This is a genomic window from Caulobacter henricii (assembly GCF_001414055.1).
In the GTDB taxonomy this organism is placed as follows: domain Bacteria; phylum Pseudomonadota; class Alphaproteobacteria; order Caulobacterales; family Caulobacteraceae; genus Caulobacter; species Caulobacter henricii.
In genome coordinates this window covers 996,166-1,015,678 of record NZ_CP013002.1, presented here as the reverse complement: position 1 = coordinate 1,015,678, position 19,513 = coordinate 996,166, and the positions used below count along the sequence as shown (strand labels likewise).

The following is a 19,513-nucleotide window of genomic DNA, read 5'->3' as shown; positions in this document are numbered from 1 at the left end:
GGGACAACCGCCTGAGAGAGGTCAGCGCGCCGCCGGCGTCGCCGGCTTCAGGGCCCGGAAGTCGATGTCGCTGTCGGCCACCAGATAGAGGAAGCTCGCCCAGGCCGCCACGTTCTGGGCCAGCTGCACCGGATCGACCTTGTTGAGGGTGTCATCGGCCGTGTGGTGGTAGTCGAAATAGCGGCTGGCATCCTGGTTGAGATTGATCACCGGCACGCCGGCGCCTTCGATACCGCTGATGTCGGCCCCGCCACCGGCTGCCGGAGCCCGATCCAGATAGATCTTCAGCGGCATCAGCACGCGGGTCGCGGTCTTGATCACCGGATGGTCCAGCGACCCGGCCGGAACCTGCAGGCTGTAGATGCGGTCCGCGCCGGTGTCGCTCTCGCCGGCCAGAACGATCTTGGACAGCCCGTCCTTGTTGGCGGCCAGATAGGCGTCGGACGAACCGCCGCTTTCTTCCGAGCCCCACATCACGACGCGGATCGTGCGCTTGGGATGCCTGGGCAGGTCACCGATCAGCTTGGCGGCGGCCGTGGTGATGGCGATGCCGGTGGCGTCGTCCAGGGCGCCCGTGCCGACGTCCCAGCTGTCGAGGTGGCCGCCGATGACGATGATTTCGTCAGGCTTTTCCGAGCCCTGGATGTCGCCCGAGATGTTCCAGGCCACGTCCTTGGGATCGAAGCTCGACTGCAGCTTCAGCTTGATGCGCAGCGGCCCCTTGGCGGACAGGCGCTCGAGCTGCTCGGCTTCCGGCACGCCGATCGCGGCGGCGGGGATGGTCACGACGCCCTCGCCATTGGCCGTGCTGCCGGTATGGGGCACCGACGAGTCCGACGTCGAGATCGAACGGATCAGCAGGGCCACGGCGCCGCGCTTGGCGGCTTCCACCGGACCGGCCCGGCGCGAGATGCCGGCCACGCCATAGCCGGCCCCGTCCTGGGCGCGGACCATCGGCTGGGTAATGACCACGATCTTGCCCTTCAGCGCGCCTTCCGGTGCGGCGATCATCTCGGCATAGGTCCTGAACAGGGCCACCTCGGCCTCGACGCCCTCCGGCGGGGTCGAGACGGTGCGTCCCAGGCCCACGGGGTTGAGGTTCATGGCATAGGGAGCCATCAGCCAGGCGCTTTCCTCGCCGCGCGTCCAGGACACCTTGGCGAACTCATCGACCTTGATGTTGGTAAAGCCGAGGGCCTTGAACTGGGCGACGCCCCAGTCCTTGGCCTTTTCCATGGCCGGCGAGCCGACCAGGCGCGGGCCGATATTGGTGGTCAGGTCCTCGGTGATGTCCCAGGCCAGGTGATCGCGCAGGGCCTTGTCGCGCAGGCCGACGGCAACGGCCTCGGGCGAGACTGGCACGGCCGCCGGCGCAGCGGGGGCGGCGGGCTTGCCGGCGAACAGGGCCTTGAGCCCCGACTTTGCCCGGGGGGCGGTCTGGGCCTGGGCCCCACCGACCAGGAGGGCAGACACGGCGGCGGCGGTCAGCAGGGTGCGGAACATGCGCAGGGAATCTCCGGAGTTTGACCTGTCATAGCATCGCGGCGGACCGGGAGAAGTCAGCAATGCGCGGCTTGATCCTCCCCCTCTGGGGGAGGTGGCCCGGAGGGGGAGCATCTTGCGGCCTAGACCCGTCCGATCCGCTTGATTTCCCAGTCCAGCTGGATGCCGGTCCTGGCCAGGACATCAGCACGCACCGTATCGCCCAGGCCTTCCAGATCGGCGGCCGTCGCCTCGCCGGTATTGATCAGGAAGTTGGAATGCAGGGGCGAGAACATCGCCCCGCCGAACGGCTTGCCGCGCCAGCCGGCCTCGTCGACCAGCTTCCATGACGAGTGGCCCGGCGGGTTCTTGAAGGTCGAGCCGCCGGTCTTGTCGCGGATCGGCTGGGTGGTCTCGCGGCGGGCGGTGATCTCGGCCATGCGGGCCTTGATCGCGGCCGGATCGTCAGGCGTGCCCTGATAGACCGCATCGAGCACGATCACCGTCTCGCCGTCCTGCAGGACGCTGTGGCGGTAGGTATAGTGCAGGTCCTCGACCGCCAGCTCGCGTACCTGACCGGCCCGGTCCATGACCCGCACCGACCGGACGACATTGACCGTCTCGGAGCCATAACAGCCGGCGTTCATGATCACCGCCCCGCCGACCGTGCCGGGGATGCCGGCATAGAATTCCAGACCGGCGATACCGGCCTCGGCCGCCTTGCGGGCCAGGATGGCGTCGGGCACGGCGCTGCCGGCCCGGATGCAGTTGTCACCCAGGGGCTCGACCCCGTTGAAGCCCTTGCCCAGGCGGATGACCACGCCCTCGACCCCGCCGTCGCGGACCAGCAGGTTGGAGCCCACCCCGATGGCCAGCACCGGCACGGCCGGATCCAGGGCCTTGAGGAAATCGGCCAGATCCTGCTCGTCGGCCGGCAGGAAGACGACATCGGCCGGACCGCCGACCCGGAACCAGGTGAACGGCGCCAGAGGCTCGTCGACCAGCAGCTTGCCGCGCACGGCGGGAAGCACAGCCTTCCAGCTCACTTCGCCAGGGCTTCCAGCTGGCCGGGCAGCGCATAGGCCCAGGTGGTGATGTCGCCGGCCCCCAGCAGGACGACGAGGTCGCCGCTGGTGGCTTCGGCGGCCACGAGGCGCGGCAGGGCGGTGGGGTTTTCCAGCGGCAGGGCCCGGCGGTGGCCGAACTTCTTGAGGCCCTCGACCAGACCGTCACGGTCGATGCCCTCGATCGGGCTTTCGCCCGCCGTATAGACGTCGGCGACGATCACGGTGTCGGCGTCGTTGAAACACGAGCTGAACTCGGTCATCAGGTCGCGCAGCCGGGTGAAGCGGTGCGGCTGGACCACGGCGATGACCTTGCCGGTCGTCACCGCGCGGGCAGCCTTCAGCACGGCGGCGATCTCGACCGGGTGGTGGCCATAGTCGTCGACCACGCGGATGCCATTGGCCACGCCGGTGGTGGTGAAGCGGCGCTTGACCCCGCCGAAGCTGGCCAGACCGGCCCGGATGGCCTCGGCATCGACGCCGAGCTCGCGGGCCACGGCCACGGCGGCGGTGGCATTGAGCACATTGTGGTGCCCGGCCATCGGCATCTTCAGGCCGTCATAGCGCACCGGCTCGCCTGCCAGAGGCGAGACGATGATGTCAAAGGTCGAGCCGTCGGGGCCCATGGCGATGTTGGAGACCCGGACCTCGGCCTGGGGATTGGTGCCATAGGTCACCAGACGCCGGTTCTCGATCCGGGCGGTCAGGGCCTGGACCTCGGGATGGTCGGTGCAGACCGCGGCAAAGCCGTAGAAGGGGATGTTCTCGACGAAGTCGCGGAAGCCCTTCTTGACGGCCTCGAAGTCGCCCCAGTGATCCAGGTGCTCGGCGTCGATATTGGTGACGATGGCCACGGTCGACTTCAGCTTCAGGAACGAGCCGTCGCTCTCGTCGGCCTCGACGACGATCCAGTCGCCCTCGCCGACCTTGGCATTGGTGCCATAGGCATTGATGATGCCGCCATTGACCACGGTCGGGTCCAGGTCGCCGGCGTCGAGCAGGGCCGCGACCATCGAGGTCGTCGTCGTCTTGCCGTGGGTGCCGCCGACGGCCACGGAAAACTGCAGGCGCATCAGCTCGGCCAGCATCTCGGCGCGCCGCACCAGCGGAAGGCGCTTGTCGCGGCCGGCGACCATCTCCGGATTGTCGGCCTTGACGGCGGTCGAATAGACGATGGCCGAGGCACCTTCGACATGGGCCGCGTCATGGCCGATGAAGATCCGCGCGCCCAGCTTTTCCAGCCGCTCGGTATTGGCACTGGCCTTGGCGTCGCTGCCCTGAACGGTGTAGCCGATGCGCAGCATGATCTCGGCAATGCCGGACATGCCAATGCCGCCTATGCCGATGAAGTGCACGGGGCCGAGTTCGAAGGGTACGGGGCGTCGACGCTGGATCATGCAAAGCCGATTAGACGATCTGGAGCGAGGGTGGAACGGCCGATCTTGCAAAATGCGTGACGGCAGGCGTCCGTGGACGAAATCCCCGTCCTTCGACAGGCTCAGGATGAGGATTTCGAATGACCGGCCGTGAGAAGCTCAAGCTTATCAATAGACCTCATCCTGAGCCTGTCGAAGGAGGAGGTCGCCCCCTCGCCGTGGCGGCCACGCTCCTGGCGGTGATCATCGCATCCCCCGCCCTGGCCCAGCCCGCCCCGCTTGAACTGCGCTTGGCCGATGTCGCCCGCTTCGCCGTCTTCGTCGACATGACCAGCGTCCAGTGGACCGGCCGCACCGCCAAGCTTCGCCTGCTGCAGGTTACCGAGGGCGGCTTCAAGGCCGGGGCCGATGAATACTGGGGCGGCTGGCGGCACGAGGTCATCGACTGCGAGGCCCGCACCATCAGCCATGCCGGCTTTGCCAGCATCCGGACCGGCGGCCGCGAAGGTCCCGTCACCGGCGACCCGCGCCCGCCCGTCGCCATCCCGGCCGGCAGCGCCGACGAAGCGGCGGCCCGGGTCGTCTGCGACGGCTGGAAGCCCTTCGCCGGCGTGGCGGTGGCGACCAGCCTCGAGCAGGCGGTGGGACTGGCAAGGCCGCTGATCGAGACGGGGGCGGAGCCTTGAGGGGAGCGGTCGCTCCGTTGTCATCCCGGACGAGCCGGCACGGCGAAGATCCGGGACCGACGCCTGAGCGCCGCGTTCCATGTCGGTCCCGGATCGGCGCGCTGCGCGCTTGTCCGGGATGACAGCGAAGATTTGAGAAGGCACAGCTTCGCGCCCTCACCGGTTTTCACCGGCGAGTTGGGGAGGCGGCGGAGCGTCCGGGCCAGGCCCGGAGGAGTGTGATTGGAGTACCGTTTCGGCCGTGGCCGGAGCGCTCCGCACGATTGTTATCCCTCTGGCCGGGGCGCGCGGGTCTGGTTCAACCCTTCACCCCACCCGGATCTTGCCCTCCTCGCGACGGACTTGAGCCCTGGGGCTGCAAGCCACGCCGATTCCGGAGGGATCCGGAGCGAACCTTCGGACGGGCGGAGGCTTGGCCTTCCTCCGATGGACAGGTTTACGTCCCCTGTCCTCTTGCACCCGCACAACCGCCCCCACCGCCCGTCAGGCCGCCAGCTGGACGCCCTCCCCTTGCGATGAAGCGAGGAGGAGTATGCGGCCGTTTTGCAGGGGGCTGCATCGTTTTTGGATCGTGACGCAGGGTGGGGCGGTTAGGGCGTTGAAGTTGTTGGGGCGGAGGGGCGGCTATCCCCGTGCGGGAACGGGGATAGACCCGCCGCACGCCCCCCCAACCCCGTCATCCCGGGGCTTGTCCCCGGGACCCATGGTTCAGTTGCCCCGCCATCGACCATCCCTTCACCGTCCGTACAGCGGACAAATGGGTCCCGGGAACAAGTCCCGGGATGACGGAGGATTGTGAGTTCTGAGTTGGGAAGCCGCCGCCCCTCGGGTGGAGCCATCCTTACATCTCACGGCGAGACGATCGCCGGTCTGACCAGGTTGCTCAAGGACGGCGCTCCGCGCCGCCGCCGCGCGGCTGGCCGCAGGCCAGTCCTTGACCAACCTGGTCAGACCGGCACGCTACAGCCTCCGGGAGATGTAAGGATCGCACCGACCTGAGAGGTCGGCCTGCGACGCTGTCCAGGAGCTTGATCGAGATGGATCGTAGCGCTCGATCTGCTGCGTGTTTCCGCTCAGAAACAAGAGCCCCCTCACAGCTCAAACACATCCATCGGCACCACCACCGGCGTCGGCTCCTGCCCCCAGGCGAACAGCACCAGGCCCCGCGCCTTGGCGGTCTCGATCAGCCAGGCCCCCGAGAGCTGGATCAGCTCATAGGTGACCTGCAGCTCATCCGTGCCGTGCGTCTCGAGGCGGGCGGTCTGGCCGTCGAGGTCGGTATCGGCCCAGCCGATGACCTCGCCGGACGCGAGAGACCGCAGGGTCATCAGGACCGAGCCCTCTTCGTCATCATGATCATTGGCGGCGGCGGCACCTTCGCGCGAGATCCGGCAAAAGGAGATCATGCGCGGCCCCAGCACCAGATCCTCGACCGCCGCTGTGGTCATGGCCGCGCCGCAAACAGCTGTGGCCAGGTGGTCATCGGCGTCCCGCTGTCCGGCAACAGGGTCAGGCCCGCCTCCTGCGCCGTGCGGATCAGCCAGTCGCCGGAAAACCACAGGCAGAGCCGCACAAGGTGGATGTCGTCGCTGCCGCGAAACGTATGGGCCCAGCGATGGCCGTCGATCTCGACCCAGAACCGGCCCGTCAGGTGGTCAAAAGGCTCGTCCTGCTCGAAGCCCTTCACGTGCGCGAAGGTGCTGATCGCTCGAGCGCCCATGCGGATGCGGACGGACGCCTCATGGGGGTCGCCGGCGGCGTCCAGATAGGGGATGAACCGGGGTCCGATCACCCTGGGCCGGTGCGGCCATTTCACATAGCTAAACGGCGGCCGCATCGCCCTGCTCCCATCCCGCAGCACAAGCCTAGCGCGATAAGAACAAAATGGCAACTCCCGCGAGCGCTAGCGCCGCGCCGTCTTCTCCACCAGATCGGCCAGGTCCTCGGCCGCATTCGGCTTGGCCACGCTGCGCGCGCCTTCGGCCATCCGCGCCAGGCGCTCGGGGTTCTTGAGCAGGGCCTTGAGGGCCCCGGCCATGGCGTCGACGGTCAGTTCGTCCTCGAAGCACACGGCCGCGCCGCCGGCCTCTTCCAGCAGCCGGGCATTGAACCGCTGGTGGTCGTCGGCGGCGATCTTCAGGGGCACCAGGATCGAGGGCCGGCCGGCGACGGCCAGTTCTGTGCAGGTCGAGGCGCCGGAGCGGCCGATCACCAGGTGCGACTGGCGCAGATAGCCGGCCATGTCGCGGAAGAAGGGCGCGACCTCGCAGTCGACCATGGCATTGCGATAGACCTTGCGGGCCTGTTCCAGGCTCTCGGCCCGGGCCTGCTGGAAGACCTTCAGGCGGCCGCGGATCTCCTCGGGCAGCTTGGCGACGGCCTCGGGGATCAGTTCCGACAGCAGGCGCGCGCCCTGGCTGCCGCCGGTGACCAGGATGCGCAGCTGCACCTCCGGCGCGAGATAGGGCACCTCATAGAGGGCGCGCACGGGGGGGCGCACGGGATTGCCGACCACATGGGCGCGGGTCTGGACGGCGGGGGTGGCCTTTTCCAGGATCGGGAAGGCGCAGGCCACTTCATTGACGCGGGGGGCCAGGAAGCGGTTGACCCGGCCCAGCACCGCATTCTGCTCGTGGATCACGGTCGGACGGCCCTGGCTCAGGGCCCCGAGCAGGGCCGGCAGGGCGGGATAGCCGCCGAAGCCGACGACGACGGCCGGGTCCAGGCGCTTGAAGGCGGCCCTGGCCTGCAGCACACCCTGGGCGACCACGAAGCCAGCCTTGAGCATGCCGATCGGATCGCCGGCCTTGGCCGTGGCGGCCGACAGGGCCAGACGCTCCTCGGCCGGGAACTTGTCGGCATAGATCGCGCCGCGATCATCGGTGGCCAGCACCACGCGCCAGCCCCGGGCGCTGAGGGCCTCGGCCAGGGCCTGGGCAGGGAACATATGGCCGCCGGTTCCTCCGGCGGCGACAACGGCAAGCTTGCTCATCTTAGTGGAACGCGCCGCCCTGCATGAAGTCGCTGGAGGGGCCATAGGCGCCGGGGCGCTTGCGCAGCAGGGCCAGGGCCAGGCCCAGAGTCAGTCCCATAGCCAGCATCGACGATCCCCCGTAGCTGATGAACGGAAGCGTCATGCCCTTGGTCGGGATCATGTTCAAGTTCACGGCGATATTGATCATCGCCTGCTGGCCCACCAGCACGAACAATCCGGCCGCCGCCACCTGCTCGAAGGTGTCGGAAAGCTTCATCGCCTTCAGCATGCCGCGCACCACCACGAAGGCGAACAGGCTGATCAGGGCCAGGGAGAAGACCAGGCCATATTCCTCGGCCGCCACCGAATAGATGAAGTCGGTGTGCAGGTCGGGCACGTGGCGCTTCATCACCCCCTCGCCCGGCCCGCGACCGAACAGGCCGCCGGCATGGATGGCCTCGGCGGCGCGGGTGATCTGGTGGGTGTCGGCCTGGTCGGGGCTGAGGAACTTCTGCACCCGGGCATGGACGTGGTCGAACAGGAAATAGGTCGAGAACAGGCCGGCCACCGCCACGCCGCCGAGGCCCATGATCCAGGAGATCGGCACCCCGGCCATCCAGAAGGCGGCCCCGAAGGCGACGGTGATCAACACGGTCTGGCCGACATCGGGCTGGATCAGCAGCAGGGCGACGGCGATGGCATAGAGCAGGAAGGCGATCGAGACCCCCGGCACCCCCTCGCCCTTCTGGCCCTCGGCAAACATCCACGAGACCAGCACGATCAGGGCCGGCTTCATGAACTCCGACGGCTGCAGGGTGAAGCCGGCGAACTGCACCCAGCGGGTCGCCCCCTTGGCGTTGTGACCGATGAACGGCAGGGCGATCATCACGGCGATGGACGCCACATAGATGAAGAAGGCCACCCGCCGCACGCCCTTTGGCGACAGCATCGAGGTGCCCAGCAGGATCACCGCCGAGGCGCTGGCGAAGACGCACATGCGCAGGGCGAAATGGAACTGGTCGTCGATGCCGATCCTCTGGGCCGCCGCCGGGCTGGAGGCAAAGGACAGCAGCACGCCCAGGGTGACCAGGATCGCCGTGGCCCCCAGCAGCCAGCGATCCGTCGTCCACCACCAGATGCCGATCGCGGTGCGGTCGGTTCTGGCAAAGGCGTGGGTGGTCTGGGTGGCCATGGCCGGAGAGTCGGCGCGCAGGGTTAATGGAACATTGCTGCCGCCCCTGTTGTCCGGGGATATGCGGCGAATGGTTGCGGGCTTTTCGCCGGTGGATGGCACGGCGGCGGCGCGCTAAGGGTGACGCCATCGCATTCTGACCGGGGACACCGATGAACACCGCCTGGATCGCCCGCCGGGGCCTGCTGCTCGGGACCGGCCTGCTGCTCGCCACACCCCTGCGCGCCCTGGCCCGGGCCCCGAAACCCCGCGTCGCCATCGAGACGAGCCTCGGCGTCATCGTGGTGGAGCTGGAAGACCAGAAGGCCCCGGTCACCAGCGCCAACTTCCTGCGCTATGTGGACAAGAAAAAGTTCGACGGCGGCAGCTTCTATCGCGCCTCACGGTCCAAGGGCGCGCCGGCCAACGGCTCGATCCAGGCCGGCCCCTCGATCCGCACCCGCCGCTTCGCGCCCATCGCCCATGAGAGCACCCGGATGACGGGGATCAGACACAAGACGGGCACCATCTCGATGGCCCGCAACGAGCCGGGCAGCGCCACGGCCGACTTCTTCATCTGCGCCAGCCCGATGGCCTATCTCGACGCCAAGCCCGGCGGCAAGGGCGACACCCAGGGCTTCGCGGCCTTCGGCACGGTGGTCAAGGGCATGGACGTGGTGAGGAAGATCCTGGCCTCCAAGTCCGACGGCGTTCCGCAGAACCCGAGCATGAAGGGCCAGATGATCAACCCGCCGGTGGCGATCGTGGGGGTCAGGCGGGTCGTCTAGTCACGCCCCGCCAACGCCATAACTCACCGTCATTCCCGCCCTTGTGGCGGGAACCCCTCTGTCCGCCGCAGGTGCAGGAGGGGCGAAGTGCGCGCGCACTTCGCTGGCGTTTCACGGTTCAGCTGAACCAGGGGTTCCCGCCACAAGGGCGGGAATGACGGTCGATAAGGTTGAGCTTCGCAAGACAGGCCCAGCGGTCAGGCCGCGCCCTGAAACCCTTGGAGGCGAGCTTGCTCTGGCTGCCGGCCTCGTCAAGGACGGCCCCTGCTGGGCCGCCGCCTCGCGGCGACGCGAGAGCGTCGTCCTTGACGAGGCCGTCAGCCAGAGCTCCAATTCCACCAAGGGTTTTAGGACGGGCTGCACCCGCGTTAGCGGGTGAGGACAAACGCCCAGCGAACTGCTACGACTGATTGAAACTCAACCTGGAATATACCCTTGAGGCCTCACCTGACCTTTTGGAAGTCATACCTCCAGTTCACCTTTAAAGGCCGCATGGCTCGTAAAAGTTACTGGTTTGGCATGATGATCTGGTCAGGGATCGGCCAGCTATTCAATGAAGTGACAGCTTGGCCATGGGTACAGATGCTTGTCGGCGTGGCACTAGTCGCGCTCGCCTTCAAGTGTAGTCTGATAGCCCGACGGCTGCAGGACTTTGGTCTAAGTGGATGGTGGCAAGCACCGTTCATCTCAGTACTAGTCGTTATCATGCTGGCGAATTCATTCTTAACTCAAGAAATGATCAATCGCCTCGGATTGACCAGTCAGGAATGGATTTTGCCGACGGCAATCGGAGGGATCGTAGCCTACTGGCTACTTGTCATCACCGTCGGTCTTGTTCCGGGTTCTAGACAGGCGAATAGATACGGAGAGAAGCCTGCCCCCGAGCCCATCTTCGGTATCTGAGCGCTCCCGCCCCAAACCCCTACCCCGCCTTGGCCCCGATCTTCCCCAGCCCTTCAACCGCCGCCCGGAACGCCTCGCCCCGGGCTTCGAAGTCGCTGAACTGGTCGAACGAGGCGCAGGCCGGCGACAGCAGGACAATCGCGTCCTCGCCACTGTCCAGTGCGTCGGAATAGGCGGCCGCCGTGGCGATCTCCAGGGAGGCGCAGTGGCGGATCGGGGCCTTGCCCTCGAGGGTCTGGCCGAAGGCCAGGGAGGCCTCGCCGATCAGATAGGCCTTGGCGACGCGCGGGAACAGGTCGGCCAGTTCGCTGATGCCGCCGGCCTTGGCCACGCCGCCGGCGATCCAGTAGAACTTGGGATAGCTGCTCATCGCCTGGCGGGCGGCGTCGGCATTGGTGGCCTTGCTGTCATTGACAAAGCGCACCCGGCCCAGCGTGCCGACCGTCTCCATGCGGTGGGCCAGGCCCGGGAAGGTCAGCAGACCCTCGACGGCATCCTGGGCCGGAATGCCGATCGCGGTTGCGGCCGCATAGGCGGCGCAGGCGTTCTGCCAGTTGTGGCGGCCCGGCAGGCTGCGGGCCCGCAGCAGGTCGGCCATCTCGGTGACCCGGTCGCCGGTGGCGTCATAGAGCACGCCCTGCAGGGCATAGACGCCCCGGCCCATGGCCTTGCCGGCGCTGATCGGCCAGATGGTGCGGCGGTTGGCGGCGGTGATCTCGGTGCAGATCTGCTGGCACCAGGGATCGTCGACCCCGATGATGGCGGTGTCGCCCTTGCCCTGGTTGAGGAAGATCCGGCGCTTGGCGGCGATATAGCCGTCCATGCCGCCGTGCCGGTCCAGATGGTCAGGCGAGATGTTGAGCAGAACCGTGGCGTCGGCCTTGAGGCTGCTGGTCAGGTCCAGCTGGTACGAGGAGAGTTCCAGCACATAGACGGCGCCGCCGTGCATGTCGTCGAGGCCCAGCACGCCGGTGCCGATATTGCCGCCGACCCGGGTGTCGCGGCCGGCCGAGGCGCAGAGGTGACCGATCAGGGCCGTGGTGGTGGACTTGCCGTTGGTGCCGGTGATGGCGATGATCTTGGGCCGCTTGTGCGGCGGGGCGGCATTGACCGTGCGGGCGAAGAGCTCGATGTCGCCGAGGATCTCGACCCCGGCGTCGCGGGCCATCTTCACCGTCCAGTGAGGCTGGGGATGGGTCAGGGGCACGCCGGGCGACAGCATCAGGGCCGCGAAATGGCTCCAGTCGGCCGAGCGCAGATCCACAACCTTGAAGCCTTCCGCCCGGGCGGCGTCCTGGCTGGCGGGGTTCTCGTCCCACAGCGCCACATGGGCGCCGCCGGCGACAAGGGCGCGTGCGGCCGTCAGGCCGGTGCGGCCCAGGCCGAACACAGCGACGGTCTTGCCCTCGAAACCACGGACGGGGATCATGACAGGTCTCCCTACCGCAGCTTCAGGGTGGCGAGGCCGATGAAGGACAGCATCATCGCCACGATCCAGAAGCGGATCACGACGGTGGATTCAGGCCAGCCCAGCTTTTCGAAATGGTGGTGGATCGGGGCCATCAGGAAGACGCGCTTGCCGGTCTTCTTGAAGTAGCCGACCTGGATGATGACGCTGAGCGCCTCGGCCACGAACAGGCCGCCGACAATGCCCAGCACCAGTTCATGCTTGGAGCAGACGGCGATCGCGCCCAGGGCGCCGCCCAGGGCCAGGGAGCCGGTGTCGCCCATGAAGATCTTGGCCGGCGGGGCATTGTACCAGAGGAAGCCCATGCCCCCGCCGATGATCGCGCCGCACAGCACGGCCAGCTCGCCGACGCCGGGCGCGAAGTGCAGGTTCAGATAGTCGGCGAACTTGTAGTTGCCGACCAGGTAGGTGATCAGGCCGAAGGTCGCGGCGGCGATCATCACCGGCACGATGGCCAGGCCGTCGAGGCCGTCGGTCAGGTTTACGGCATTGGAGAAGCCGGCGATGGTGACAGCGGCGAAGGCCACGTAGAACCAGCCGAGATTGATCACCAGGGTCTTGAAGAACGGGAAGACCAGGCTGGTCTCCATGCCGGGGGCCATCTCCGAACGCGGTGCGAACAGGATCAGCAGGACGGCGGCAATGATGGCCACGGCGAACTGGGCGATCAGCTTCTGGACGCTGGAGAGGCCGGCCGTGGTCTGCTTGGTGACCTTGGCATAGTCGTCCATGAAGCCCAGCACGCCATAGCTGCCGGTGATCAGCAGCACGACCCAGACATGGATATTGCTCAGATCGGCCCACAGAATGGCCCCGACGAACAGGCCGGCCAGGATCATGAACCCGCCCATGGTCGGGGTGCCGGCCTTTTCGGTGACGTGGCGGGCAATGCCGTCGGTACGGATCGGCTGGCCCTTGCCCTGCTTGGCCTTCATCCAGCGGATGAAGCGCGAGCCCATGGCCACGGCGACGATGTAGGCGGTGAGCATCGCCATGCCGGTCCTGAAGGTCAGGTACTTCAGCAGGTTCAGCAGCGGCACGTGCTCCTGCCCGCGCGCCAGCCATTCGTAGAGAAAATACAGCATCAGCCCCGTCCCCCGAGATCAAGCGCCGCCAGGGCCCTGGCAAGATCGCCGGCCCTGGAGCCATTCGACCCCTTCACCACCACCACGTCGCCAGGCCGGATCGAGGCCGTCAGCGCCGCTGTTAACTTTTCGGTAACCTCCGCGTAGCCGCCTCGCCGAGTCGGCGGAAGCGCCTCCCACAGTGATTTCATGTGGACGCCTGCAAGAAAGGCGAGATCGACCCCGGCGGCCTCCAGGGGCTCTGCAAGCCCGGCGTGAAACTCGGCACTGCCCTCGCCCAGTTCGAGCATATCGGTCAGGACGGCGATGCGCCGTCCCTCGACCTTGCGGGCTCCGAGGGTCTTCAGGGCCGCCTGCATCGAGACCGGATTGGCGTTGTAGCTCTCGTCGACCAGGGTGAAGGAACCCCCGTCGATCCGGACCACGGCCTCGGCCCCGCGCCCCTCGATCGGCTCGAAGGCGGCCAGGGCCTGCAGCGCGATCTCGCGCGAAACGCCCAGGGCCTCCAGCATCAGCAGCACACACAGGCTGTTGGGGCCCCAGTGGACACCGGTCTGCAGGATCGGGAAGTCGATGGCCTCGCCGCGCAGCACCATGGACACGACCGCGCCGGTCGCATGGGCCTCAAAGCCGGTCAGGCGCGCCGTGACGCCCTCGCCCGTGCCGAAGCTCCAGATCGCCGCCCCGGCCTTTTCGGCCTCGGCCTTGAGCAGGTCGAACCAGGGATTGTCGGCGTTCAGGACCGCGATGCCCTCGGGCTCAAGGCCCGCAAAGATCTCGGCCTTGGCCCGGGCGACGCCTGCCTCGCCATCGGCGAAGTTTTCCAGATGCACCGGGCCAACCGTGGTGATGGCCACGGCATGCGGACGAATGAAGCGTGACAGCGGGGTGATCTCGTCGGCGTGGTTCATGCCGACCTCGAACACGGCGCGTTCGGTGTCGCGCGGCATGCGGGCCAGGGTCAGGGGCACGCCGAGATGATTGTTGTACGACTTGACCGAGGCATGGGCCTTGCCGGCCAGACGCAGGCCGGCCTCGATGGCGCGGGTGACGCTGGTCTTGCCGACCGAACCGGTCACGGCCCCGCGACGGGTCTGGGGGGCGCGCAGCCGGGCCGCCTCGCCCAGGCGCTCCAGCCCCCGGAAGGTATCCTCGACCAGCACGGCCGGAACCGGCACCGGCCGCGAGACCAGGGCCCCGGCCGCGCCCTTGTCGGCCGTCTGGACAACGAACTCATGGCCGTCGCGGGCACCGGTCAGGGCCACGAACAGGTCGCCGGGCGAGAGGCTGCGACTGTCGATCGAGACGCCCGTGGCGACGAAGTCCCCGGCGACCCGGCCGCCGGTGGCGGCGGCGATCTCGTCTGCGGTCCAGAGAGGCTCAGACATCGGCGGCCTCCAGAGCGGCGAGGGTTTCGGTGACGTCATCGAACGGATGGTTGACCCCGGCGACCAGCTGGCCCTGCTCGTGGCCCTTGCCGGCGACCACCAGCACGTCGCCCTCGGCCATCTGCGCGGCGGCGGCACGGATGGCGGCGCGGCGATCGCCGATCTCGGTCGCGCCGAGCGCAGCCTCGAGGATGGCGGCGCGGATCGTGGCAGGATCCTCCGAACGCGGATTGTCGTCGGTGACGATGGCCACATCGGCGAGGCGCGCGGCGATCTCGCCCATCAGCGGCCGCTTACCGCGGTCGCGGTCACCGCCGGCCCCGAACACCACGATCAGCTTGCCGGTGGTGTGCGGCCGCAGGGCGTCCAGGACGGTCTCCAGTCCGTCCGGGGTGTGGGCATAGTCGACATAGGCCTCGCCGCCCCGCGCTCCGCGCCCGACCCGCTGCAGCCGCCCGGCCGCACCTTCCAGGCTCTCCAGCGCCTTGAGGACAGCGGCGGTATCTTCGCCGGTCGCGATGCACAGGCCGGCAGCGATCAGCACATTGCTGGCCTGGAAGCCCCCGGCCAGGGGCAGGTCGATGGTATAGGTCTGGCCTGCGGCCTCGACCGTCAGGATCTGGCCGTGCGGCGCCAGGGCGCGCGAGACCAGCTTCAGCCCCTGCCCGTCATCGCCGACCGAGAACACGCTCTGGCCTGAGGTCACGGCACTGGCGGCAAAGACCCCGAAGGCCTCGCTGTCACTGTTGAGCACGGCCGTGGCACCCCGCGGAAGCAGGGTGTCGAACAGGCGCAGCTTGGCCTCGCGATAGGCCTCCATCGAGCCGTGATAGTCGAGGTGATCCTGGGTGAAGTTGGTAAAGCCGGCGGCCGACAGGGTGACGCCGTCCAGCCGGCGCTGATCGACACCGTGCGACGAGGCCTCGACCGCCAGGTGGGTGACGCCGTCGGCGGCCAGACGGGCCATCATCTCGGCGACATCGGCCGCATCAGGGGTGGTGAGGCCGGGCGGGGTCAGTTGCTGGTCCGCGACGCCGGGGCCGCTGACCACCACGCCCAGGGTCCCCATGCTGGCGGCCTTGTGGCCGAGCCTGGCGAAGATCTGGCGACAGAAGCCGGCCACCGAGGTCTTGCCGTTGGTGCCGGTCACCGCGATGCAGACCGGCGGCTGGCGGCCCCAGAAGGCAGCGGAGGCCAGGGCATAGGCCCGGCGGGGATCCTCGACCTTCACGGTCGGGACCGAGAAGGTCTCCATGCCGACCGGCCCCAGGACGGCGGCCGCACCGGCGGCAATGGCCCCGGGGGCGAAGCTGGCCCCGTCGACCTTGGTCCCGGGCAGGGCCGCAAACAGGGTTCCGGGCCCGACCTTGCGACTGTCGGCCGTGACGCCGGTGATCACCGGATTTTCAGCCAGGTCGCGCTGCAGAAGGTCGGAAAGCGTCTTGGTCACAGGCCCGTCCCCGGGTTGGCAGTTGTCGAATTGGCGACGCTCACGATCTCGGCCTTGCGGCGGATTCCCACGAACGGCGCGATGCGCTCGATCACCCGGCCGGCCGCCGGGGCCGCCACCCAGCCGCCGGTCGAGAAACCGAAGGTGCGGGCATTGCCCTTGGGCTCGTCCAGCAGGATCAGCACGAAATAGCGGTCAGCCTCCAGCGGGCCCTCGGTCGGGAACACAGCCGCGAAGGACGAGACCTGACGCTGGTGGTTATAGGCCTTGAGGGCCGGGTCATATTTCTCGCCGGTGCCGGTCTTGCCGCCGACCGACAGGCCGGCCACGTCGGCCTTGCCGCCGCTGCCGCCCTCGCCCGGAATGACATTGGCGCGCATGATCCGCAGCATCTGCTGCGAGGTTTCCTCGCTGAGCACCCGCGGCCCCTCGGGGCGTACCCCCTGGGGCAGCTTGCGGATCGTCAGGGGCGGACGGGTGCCGCCGTTCAGCAGGGGTCCCATGGCCTCGGCTAGGGCCAGGGGCGTGACGTTCATGCCATGGCCGAACGAGGTCGAGGCCACCGCATCCTCGTTCCACTTGCGCGGCGTCAGGGGACGGGCCGATTCCAGCAGCTCGACCTTGGCCGGCTTGGTCAGGCCCAGATTGTTGAAATACTGGCTCAGGCGCTGGGCCCCGACCCCCACCGCCAGCTTGGCCGTACCGATATTGGACGAGTGCTTGAACACCTCGACCAGGTTCAGGATCGCCTTGGCGGCGTGATAGTCATGGATGGTGCGATAGCCCAGCTTGTAGGGCTCGCGGGCATCGAAGGTCGAGGTCGGGGTGGCCACGCCGGTGTCGAGACCGATGGCCACGGTGAAGGCCTTGAAGGTCGAGCCCATCTCATAGACCGACCCGGCCGCCCGGTTGAGCTTCTGGTCGTCGGTGGCGGTCCCGGCCTTGTTGGGATCAAAGTCGGGATAGCTGGCCAGGCCGAGGATTTCTCCGGTGTGGACATTGGTCACCAGGCCAACCGCGCCGCGCGGCTGGAACTCGATCGCGGCCTTGCGCAGCTCGTCTTCCAGGGCCGCCTGGACGCGGATGTCGATGGACAGGGCCGTGGGGCCTCCACCGCCGGCTGCCAGCCGGATCGGCTTGTCGAGGGCCCGCTCGGCCCCGGCCAGACCCCGTCCGCCGCTGTCGACAAAACCGACCAGATGGGCCGCCGTGGCCCCCAGCGGATACATGCGCCGGCCCTGTTCCTCGAAAGAGATGCCCGGCAGGCCCAGATCGAAGATGTTGGCCTTCTGCTCCGGGGTCAGGCCGCCGAGCAGGAAGGTGCGGCGGTCACCGAAGACCACCTTGTCCAGGCGCTTGGCCGGCACTTCCGGAAGGGCCTTGCCCAGGGCGCGACGGGCTTCGGCCTTGTCCCAGACCTCGCGCGGATCGACATAGAGGGCGTAGTGGGTCAGGTCGACGGCCAGCAGACGGCCATCGCGATCGACCAGGTCGCCGCGCGCGCCCTCGGTCGAGGCCAGGAAGCCATTGCCGCGGCCGACATGGGCGAACAGGGCCGAGAAGCTGGCCCCCAGACCCAGACCGACAAAGCACAGGCCGAAAAAGGCCATGACGAAGAAGATGCGGATGCGGGTGTCGTCTTCGGGCTTGGCGGCGGCACGCGAACGCTCGAAGGCATGCTCCAGCCGCCAGACGCGCTCGATCAGCCAGCGCCAGGCGCCGGGCTGAAAGCCGGAAGGTCCGAGATTGGCCAGGCTCATCGCGTCGGCCCCGCAACTGGAGGATCAGCGGGAACCGGCTCCGGCGCATCGGCCGCCAGGGCGTCCGGAGCCACGGTCGCCGGCGACAGGTCGACCGGGGCCGGCGCGGCATGATGGCGGGCCACGTCGACCAGGGCGTCTTCGGTGGTCTCGCGGGAGGCCGGAATGTGCTGCAGGCCCATGGCGATGGCCAGGGCCTCGATGCGGCGTGGCTGCTCCAGGTGAGCCACCTCGGCCTCGAGCAGACGCTTGCGGGCCTGCTCGTCCTCGATCTCGCGTTCGATGCGGGCGATCTCGTTGCGCTCGCGACCCGCGACGGTCTTGGCCAGATAGACGCCGGTGACCAGGGTCAGCAGCACACCCATGCCGACCACCTCGACCACCCGAAACCCGCGAACCCGACGATTGAACAGGCCCGCGACGCTCATGAGGCCGCGACCCAGATCGGCGCGTCCGTGCGGCGGGCGGCGCGGAGCTTGGAGGAGCGGGCGCGCGGATTGACGGCCAGCTCGGCCTCGCTGGGCGCAATGGCCTTGTTGGCGATCAGCTGGAAGCTGGACGGGGCTCCGGCTGGGGCCTGGGGCAGATGGCGCGAGCCGCCCGGCGTGCGCCCGGCCCGTTCGGCCAGGTAATTCTTGACGATGCGGTCTTCCAGGGAATGGAAGCTCACCACCGCCAGCCGGCCGCCGGGCTTGAGGATCCGCTCTGCAGCGGCAAGACCCGCCTCCAGCTCGGCCAGCTCTTCATTGACCGCGATCCGCAGTCCCTGGAACGAGCGGGTGGCCGGATGGACCTTGGCGCCCTTGCGGCCGCCGAGGGCGCGCTCGATGACATGGGCCAGGTCCAGGGTGCGCTCGAACGGGCGCTCCTCGCGCCGGCGCACGATGAAGCTGGCGATGCGCCGCGAGGCGTGCTCCTCGCCATAGACATAGAGGATGCGGGCCAATTCCACCTGGTCCAGGCCATTGACCAGATCGGCGGCAGTCGGGCCCGTATCGCTCATCCGCATGTCCAGCGGACCGTCGCGCATGAACGAAAAGCCGCGCTCGGCCTCGTCCAGCTGCATGGACGAGACGCCGATATCCAGCACCACACCGTCGACCGACTGCGGCTCGAAATGCTCGGCCATCCGCGAGAAGCGGTCCTGGATCAGGCGGAAGCGGTCGGTCGGCAGGCCTTCGGTGAAGCGCTGCACGGTCGGGTCACGGTCGAAGCCCACGACACTGGCCCCGGTGGCCAGGATGGCGCGGGTATAGCCGCCCGCCCCGAAGGTGCCATCGATGATGGTGTCGCCGGGCCCGGCCGCCAGGGCCTCGACCACTTCGTCCAGCAGGACGGAGATGTGGGGTGCCGCCTCGGTCATGCACCACCCAGGCGGGCCGTGCGCTGCTGGACCCGCAGGGCAGCCAGACCCTCGCGGGCCAGCTCGCGCTGCGCGGCGCGATGGGCCTGGAAGGCCTCCCGCGACCAGATCTGAAAACGCTCACCCATACCGACGACAGTCACCCAATCACTCAGGCCGAACATCTCGCACAGGTGATCGGGCAGCGTAATGCGACCAGCTGTATCAAATGACAGCCTGGCCATGCCGCCCAGGACACTGGTCTCCAGGGCGGTGCGGACCGGATCGCCGAACTCCAGCTCCTCGATCACGCCCAGATAGCGGTCGAACAGGGCTTTTCCGCCCCCTTCGAGGCAATCGGCCTCGATCGAGGGGAAGCAGAACACGCCGTCAAAGGGGCCCGAGATCGCCGCGCGGAAGTCCTGCGGCACAACGATGCGCCGCTTGCTGTCCACCTGCTTCTCGAACGTCGAGAGGAACACCTCGCCCAACCCCTGCAAAACCCCGCATCGGCCGCGCCTTCCCAAGGCCGCCCGATGCAACTGGGTTAACATGGGATGAATTGGGAAACAATGA

General features: G+C 68.0%; 19 protein-coding genes and 1 pseudogene. 5 read left to right on the top strand and 15 right to left on the bottom strand.

Features of this window, described 5'->3' with window-relative positions:
* Positions 1–21: 21 nt before the first annotated feature.
* From AQ619_RS04825 to murC, 3 genes are all read right to left on the bottom strand, one after another.
* Complete coding sequence (locus tag AQ619_RS04825) at positions 22–1,503, bottom strand: M20/M25/M40 family metallo-hydrolase (protein ID WP_084745761.1); 1,482 nt, start codon at positions 1,501–1,503, stop codon at positions 22–24.
* 122 nt (positions 1,504–1,625) lie between these two features.
* Positions 1,626–2,528 (bottom strand): UDP-N-acetylmuramate dehydrogenase, encoded by a 903-nt coding sequence (murB, locus tag AQ619_RS04820; protein ID WP_062145023.1) that lies wholly within the window; start codon positions 2,526–2,528, stop codon positions 1,626–1,628.
* Positions 2,525–3,943, bottom strand: coding sequence for a UDP-N-acetylmuramate--L-alanine ligase (gene murC, locus AQ619_RS04815; RefSeq protein WP_062145020.1), 1,419 nt, complete (start codon positions 3,941–3,943; stop codon positions 2,525–2,527). Before murC ends, murB begins: the two co-directional genes overlap by 4 nt.
* Positions 3,944–4,140: 197 nt before the next feature.
* Between murC and AQ619_RS04810 the strand changes: the two genes are divergently transcribed.
* The gene (locus tag AQ619_RS04810; RefSeq protein WP_062151273.1) at positions 4,141–4,608 is read left to right on the top strand and encodes a hypothetical protein; all 468 of its coding nucleotides are present in this window, start codon (positions 4,141–4,143) and stop codon (positions 4,606–4,608) included.
* Positions 4,609–5,453: 845 nt separating this feature from the next.
* Positions 5,454–5,546, top strand: a complete 93-nt coding sequence (locus AQ619_RS18990; RefSeq protein WP_166504319.1) for a hypothetical protein — start codon at positions 5,454–5,456, stop codon at positions 5,544–5,546.
* 153 nt (positions 5,547–5,699) lie between these two features.
* On the opposite strand, the gene AQ619_RS04805 is transcribed toward AQ619_RS18990, so the two are convergent.
* The 4 genes from AQ619_RS04805 to ftsW form a co-directional block, all read right to left on the bottom strand.
* On the bottom strand, positions 5,700–6,056 hold the full coding sequence (locus AQ619_RS04805; protein ID WP_062145017.1) for a hypothetical protein: 357 nt from the start codon (positions 6,054–6,056) through the stop codon (positions 5,700–5,702).
* The gene (locus AQ619_RS04800; protein ID WP_062145014.1) at positions 6,053–6,445 is read right to left on the bottom strand and encodes a hypothetical protein; all 393 of its coding nucleotides are present in this window, start codon (positions 6,443–6,445) and stop codon (positions 6,053–6,055) included. The genes AQ619_RS04805 and AQ619_RS04800 overlap by 4 nt, the downstream gene beginning before the upstream one ends.
* A 66-nt stretch (positions 6,446–6,511) precedes the next feature.
* The gene (gene murG / locus AQ619_RS04795; RefSeq protein WP_062145012.1) at positions 6,512–7,600 is read right to left on the bottom strand and encodes an undecaprenyldiphospho-muramoylpentapeptide beta-N-acetylglucosaminyltransferase; all 1,089 of its coding nucleotides are present in this window, start codon (positions 7,598–7,600) and stop codon (positions 6,512–6,514) included.
* A 1-nt stretch (position 7,601) separates the two neighbouring features.
* A complete protein-coding gene (gene ftsW, locus AQ619_RS04790; RefSeq protein ID WP_062145009.1) occupies positions 7,602–8,774 on the bottom strand; it encodes a putative lipid II flippase FtsW in 1,173 nt (390 codons plus the stop codon).
* Positions 8,775–8,926: 152 nt separating this feature from the next.
* Here ftsW and AQ619_RS04785 point away from each other — a divergent pair, with 152 nt between their 5' ends.
* From AQ619_RS04785 to AQ619_RS04775, 3 genes and pseudogenes are all read left to right on the top strand, one after another.
* Entirely contained in the window at positions 8,927–9,541 is a 615-nt protein-coding gene (locus tag AQ619_RS04785) for a peptidylprolyl isomerase (RefSeq protein WP_062145006.1), read from the top strand.
* 26 nt (positions 9,542–9,567) lie between these two features.
* Positions 9,568–9,701, top strand: a pseudogene (locus AQ619_RS19525) (hypothetical protein); the annotation flags it as partial.
* 275 nt (positions 9,702–9,976) lie between these two features.
* Positions 9,977–10,444, top strand: coding sequence for a DUF805 domain-containing protein (locus AQ619_RS04775; RefSeq protein WP_062145003.1), 468 nt, complete (start codon positions 9,977–9,979; stop codon positions 10,442–10,444).
* 19 nt (positions 10,445–10,463) lie between these two features.
* On the opposite strand, the gene murD is transcribed toward AQ619_RS04775, so the two are convergent.
* From murD to AQ619_RS04735, 8 genes are read right to left on the bottom strand one after another with little or no spacing between them, the layout of a single operon-like run.
* Positions 10,464–11,873 (bottom strand): UDP-N-acetylmuramoyl-L-alanine--D-glutamate ligase, encoded by a 1,410-nt coding sequence (gene murD / locus AQ619_RS04770; protein WP_062145002.1) that lies wholly within the window; start codon positions 11,871–11,873, stop codon positions 10,464–10,466.
* A gap of 11 nt (positions 11,874–11,884) precedes the next feature.
* Positions 11,885–12,997, bottom strand: a complete 1,113-nt coding sequence (mraY, locus tag AQ619_RS04765; RefSeq protein ID WP_062145001.1) for a phospho-N-acetylmuramoyl-pentapeptide-transferase — start codon at positions 12,995–12,997, stop codon at positions 11,885–11,887.
* Positions 12,997–14,385: a UDP-N-acetylmuramoyl-tripeptide--D-alanyl-D-alanine ligase gene (locus tag AQ619_RS04760; protein WP_062145000.1), complete on the bottom strand. Its 1,389-nt coding sequence runs from the start codon at positions 14,383–14,385 to the stop codon at positions 12,997–12,999. The genes mraY and AQ619_RS04760 overlap by 1 nt, the downstream gene beginning before the upstream one ends.
* The gene (locus AQ619_RS04755) at positions 14,378–15,835 is read right to left on the bottom strand and encodes a UDP-N-acetylmuramoyl-L-alanyl-D-glutamate--2,6-diaminopimelate ligase (RefSeq protein ID WP_062144999.1); all 1,458 of its coding nucleotides are present in this window, start codon (positions 15,833–15,835) and stop codon (positions 14,378–14,380) included. Before AQ619_RS04755 ends, AQ619_RS04760 begins: the two co-directional genes overlap by 8 nt.
* A complete protein-coding gene (locus AQ619_RS04750) occupies positions 15,832–17,595 on the bottom strand; it encodes a peptidoglycan D,D-transpeptidase FtsI family protein (protein WP_062144998.1) in 1,764 nt (587 codons plus the stop codon). Before AQ619_RS04750 ends, AQ619_RS04755 begins: the two co-directional genes overlap by 4 nt.
* On the bottom strand, positions 17,592–18,023 hold the full coding sequence (ftsL, locus tag AQ619_RS04745; protein WP_062144997.1) for a cell division protein FtsL: 432 nt from the start codon (positions 18,021–18,023) through the stop codon (positions 17,592–17,594). The genes AQ619_RS04750 and ftsL overlap by 4 nt, the downstream gene beginning before the upstream one ends.
* Complete coding sequence (gene rsmH, locus AQ619_RS04740; RefSeq protein WP_062144994.1) at positions 18,020–18,958, bottom strand: 16S rRNA (cytosine(1402)-N(4))-methyltransferase RsmH; 939 nt, start codon at positions 18,956–18,958, stop codon at positions 18,020–18,022. The genes ftsL and rsmH overlap by 4 nt, the downstream gene beginning before the upstream one ends.
* A complete protein-coding gene (locus tag AQ619_RS04735; protein WP_062151271.1) occupies positions 18,955–19,419 on the bottom strand; it encodes a division/cell wall cluster transcriptional repressor MraZ in 465 nt (154 codons plus the stop codon). The genes rsmH and AQ619_RS04735 overlap by 4 nt, the downstream gene beginning before the upstream one ends.
* Positions 19,420–19,513 lie beyond the last annotated feature (94 nt).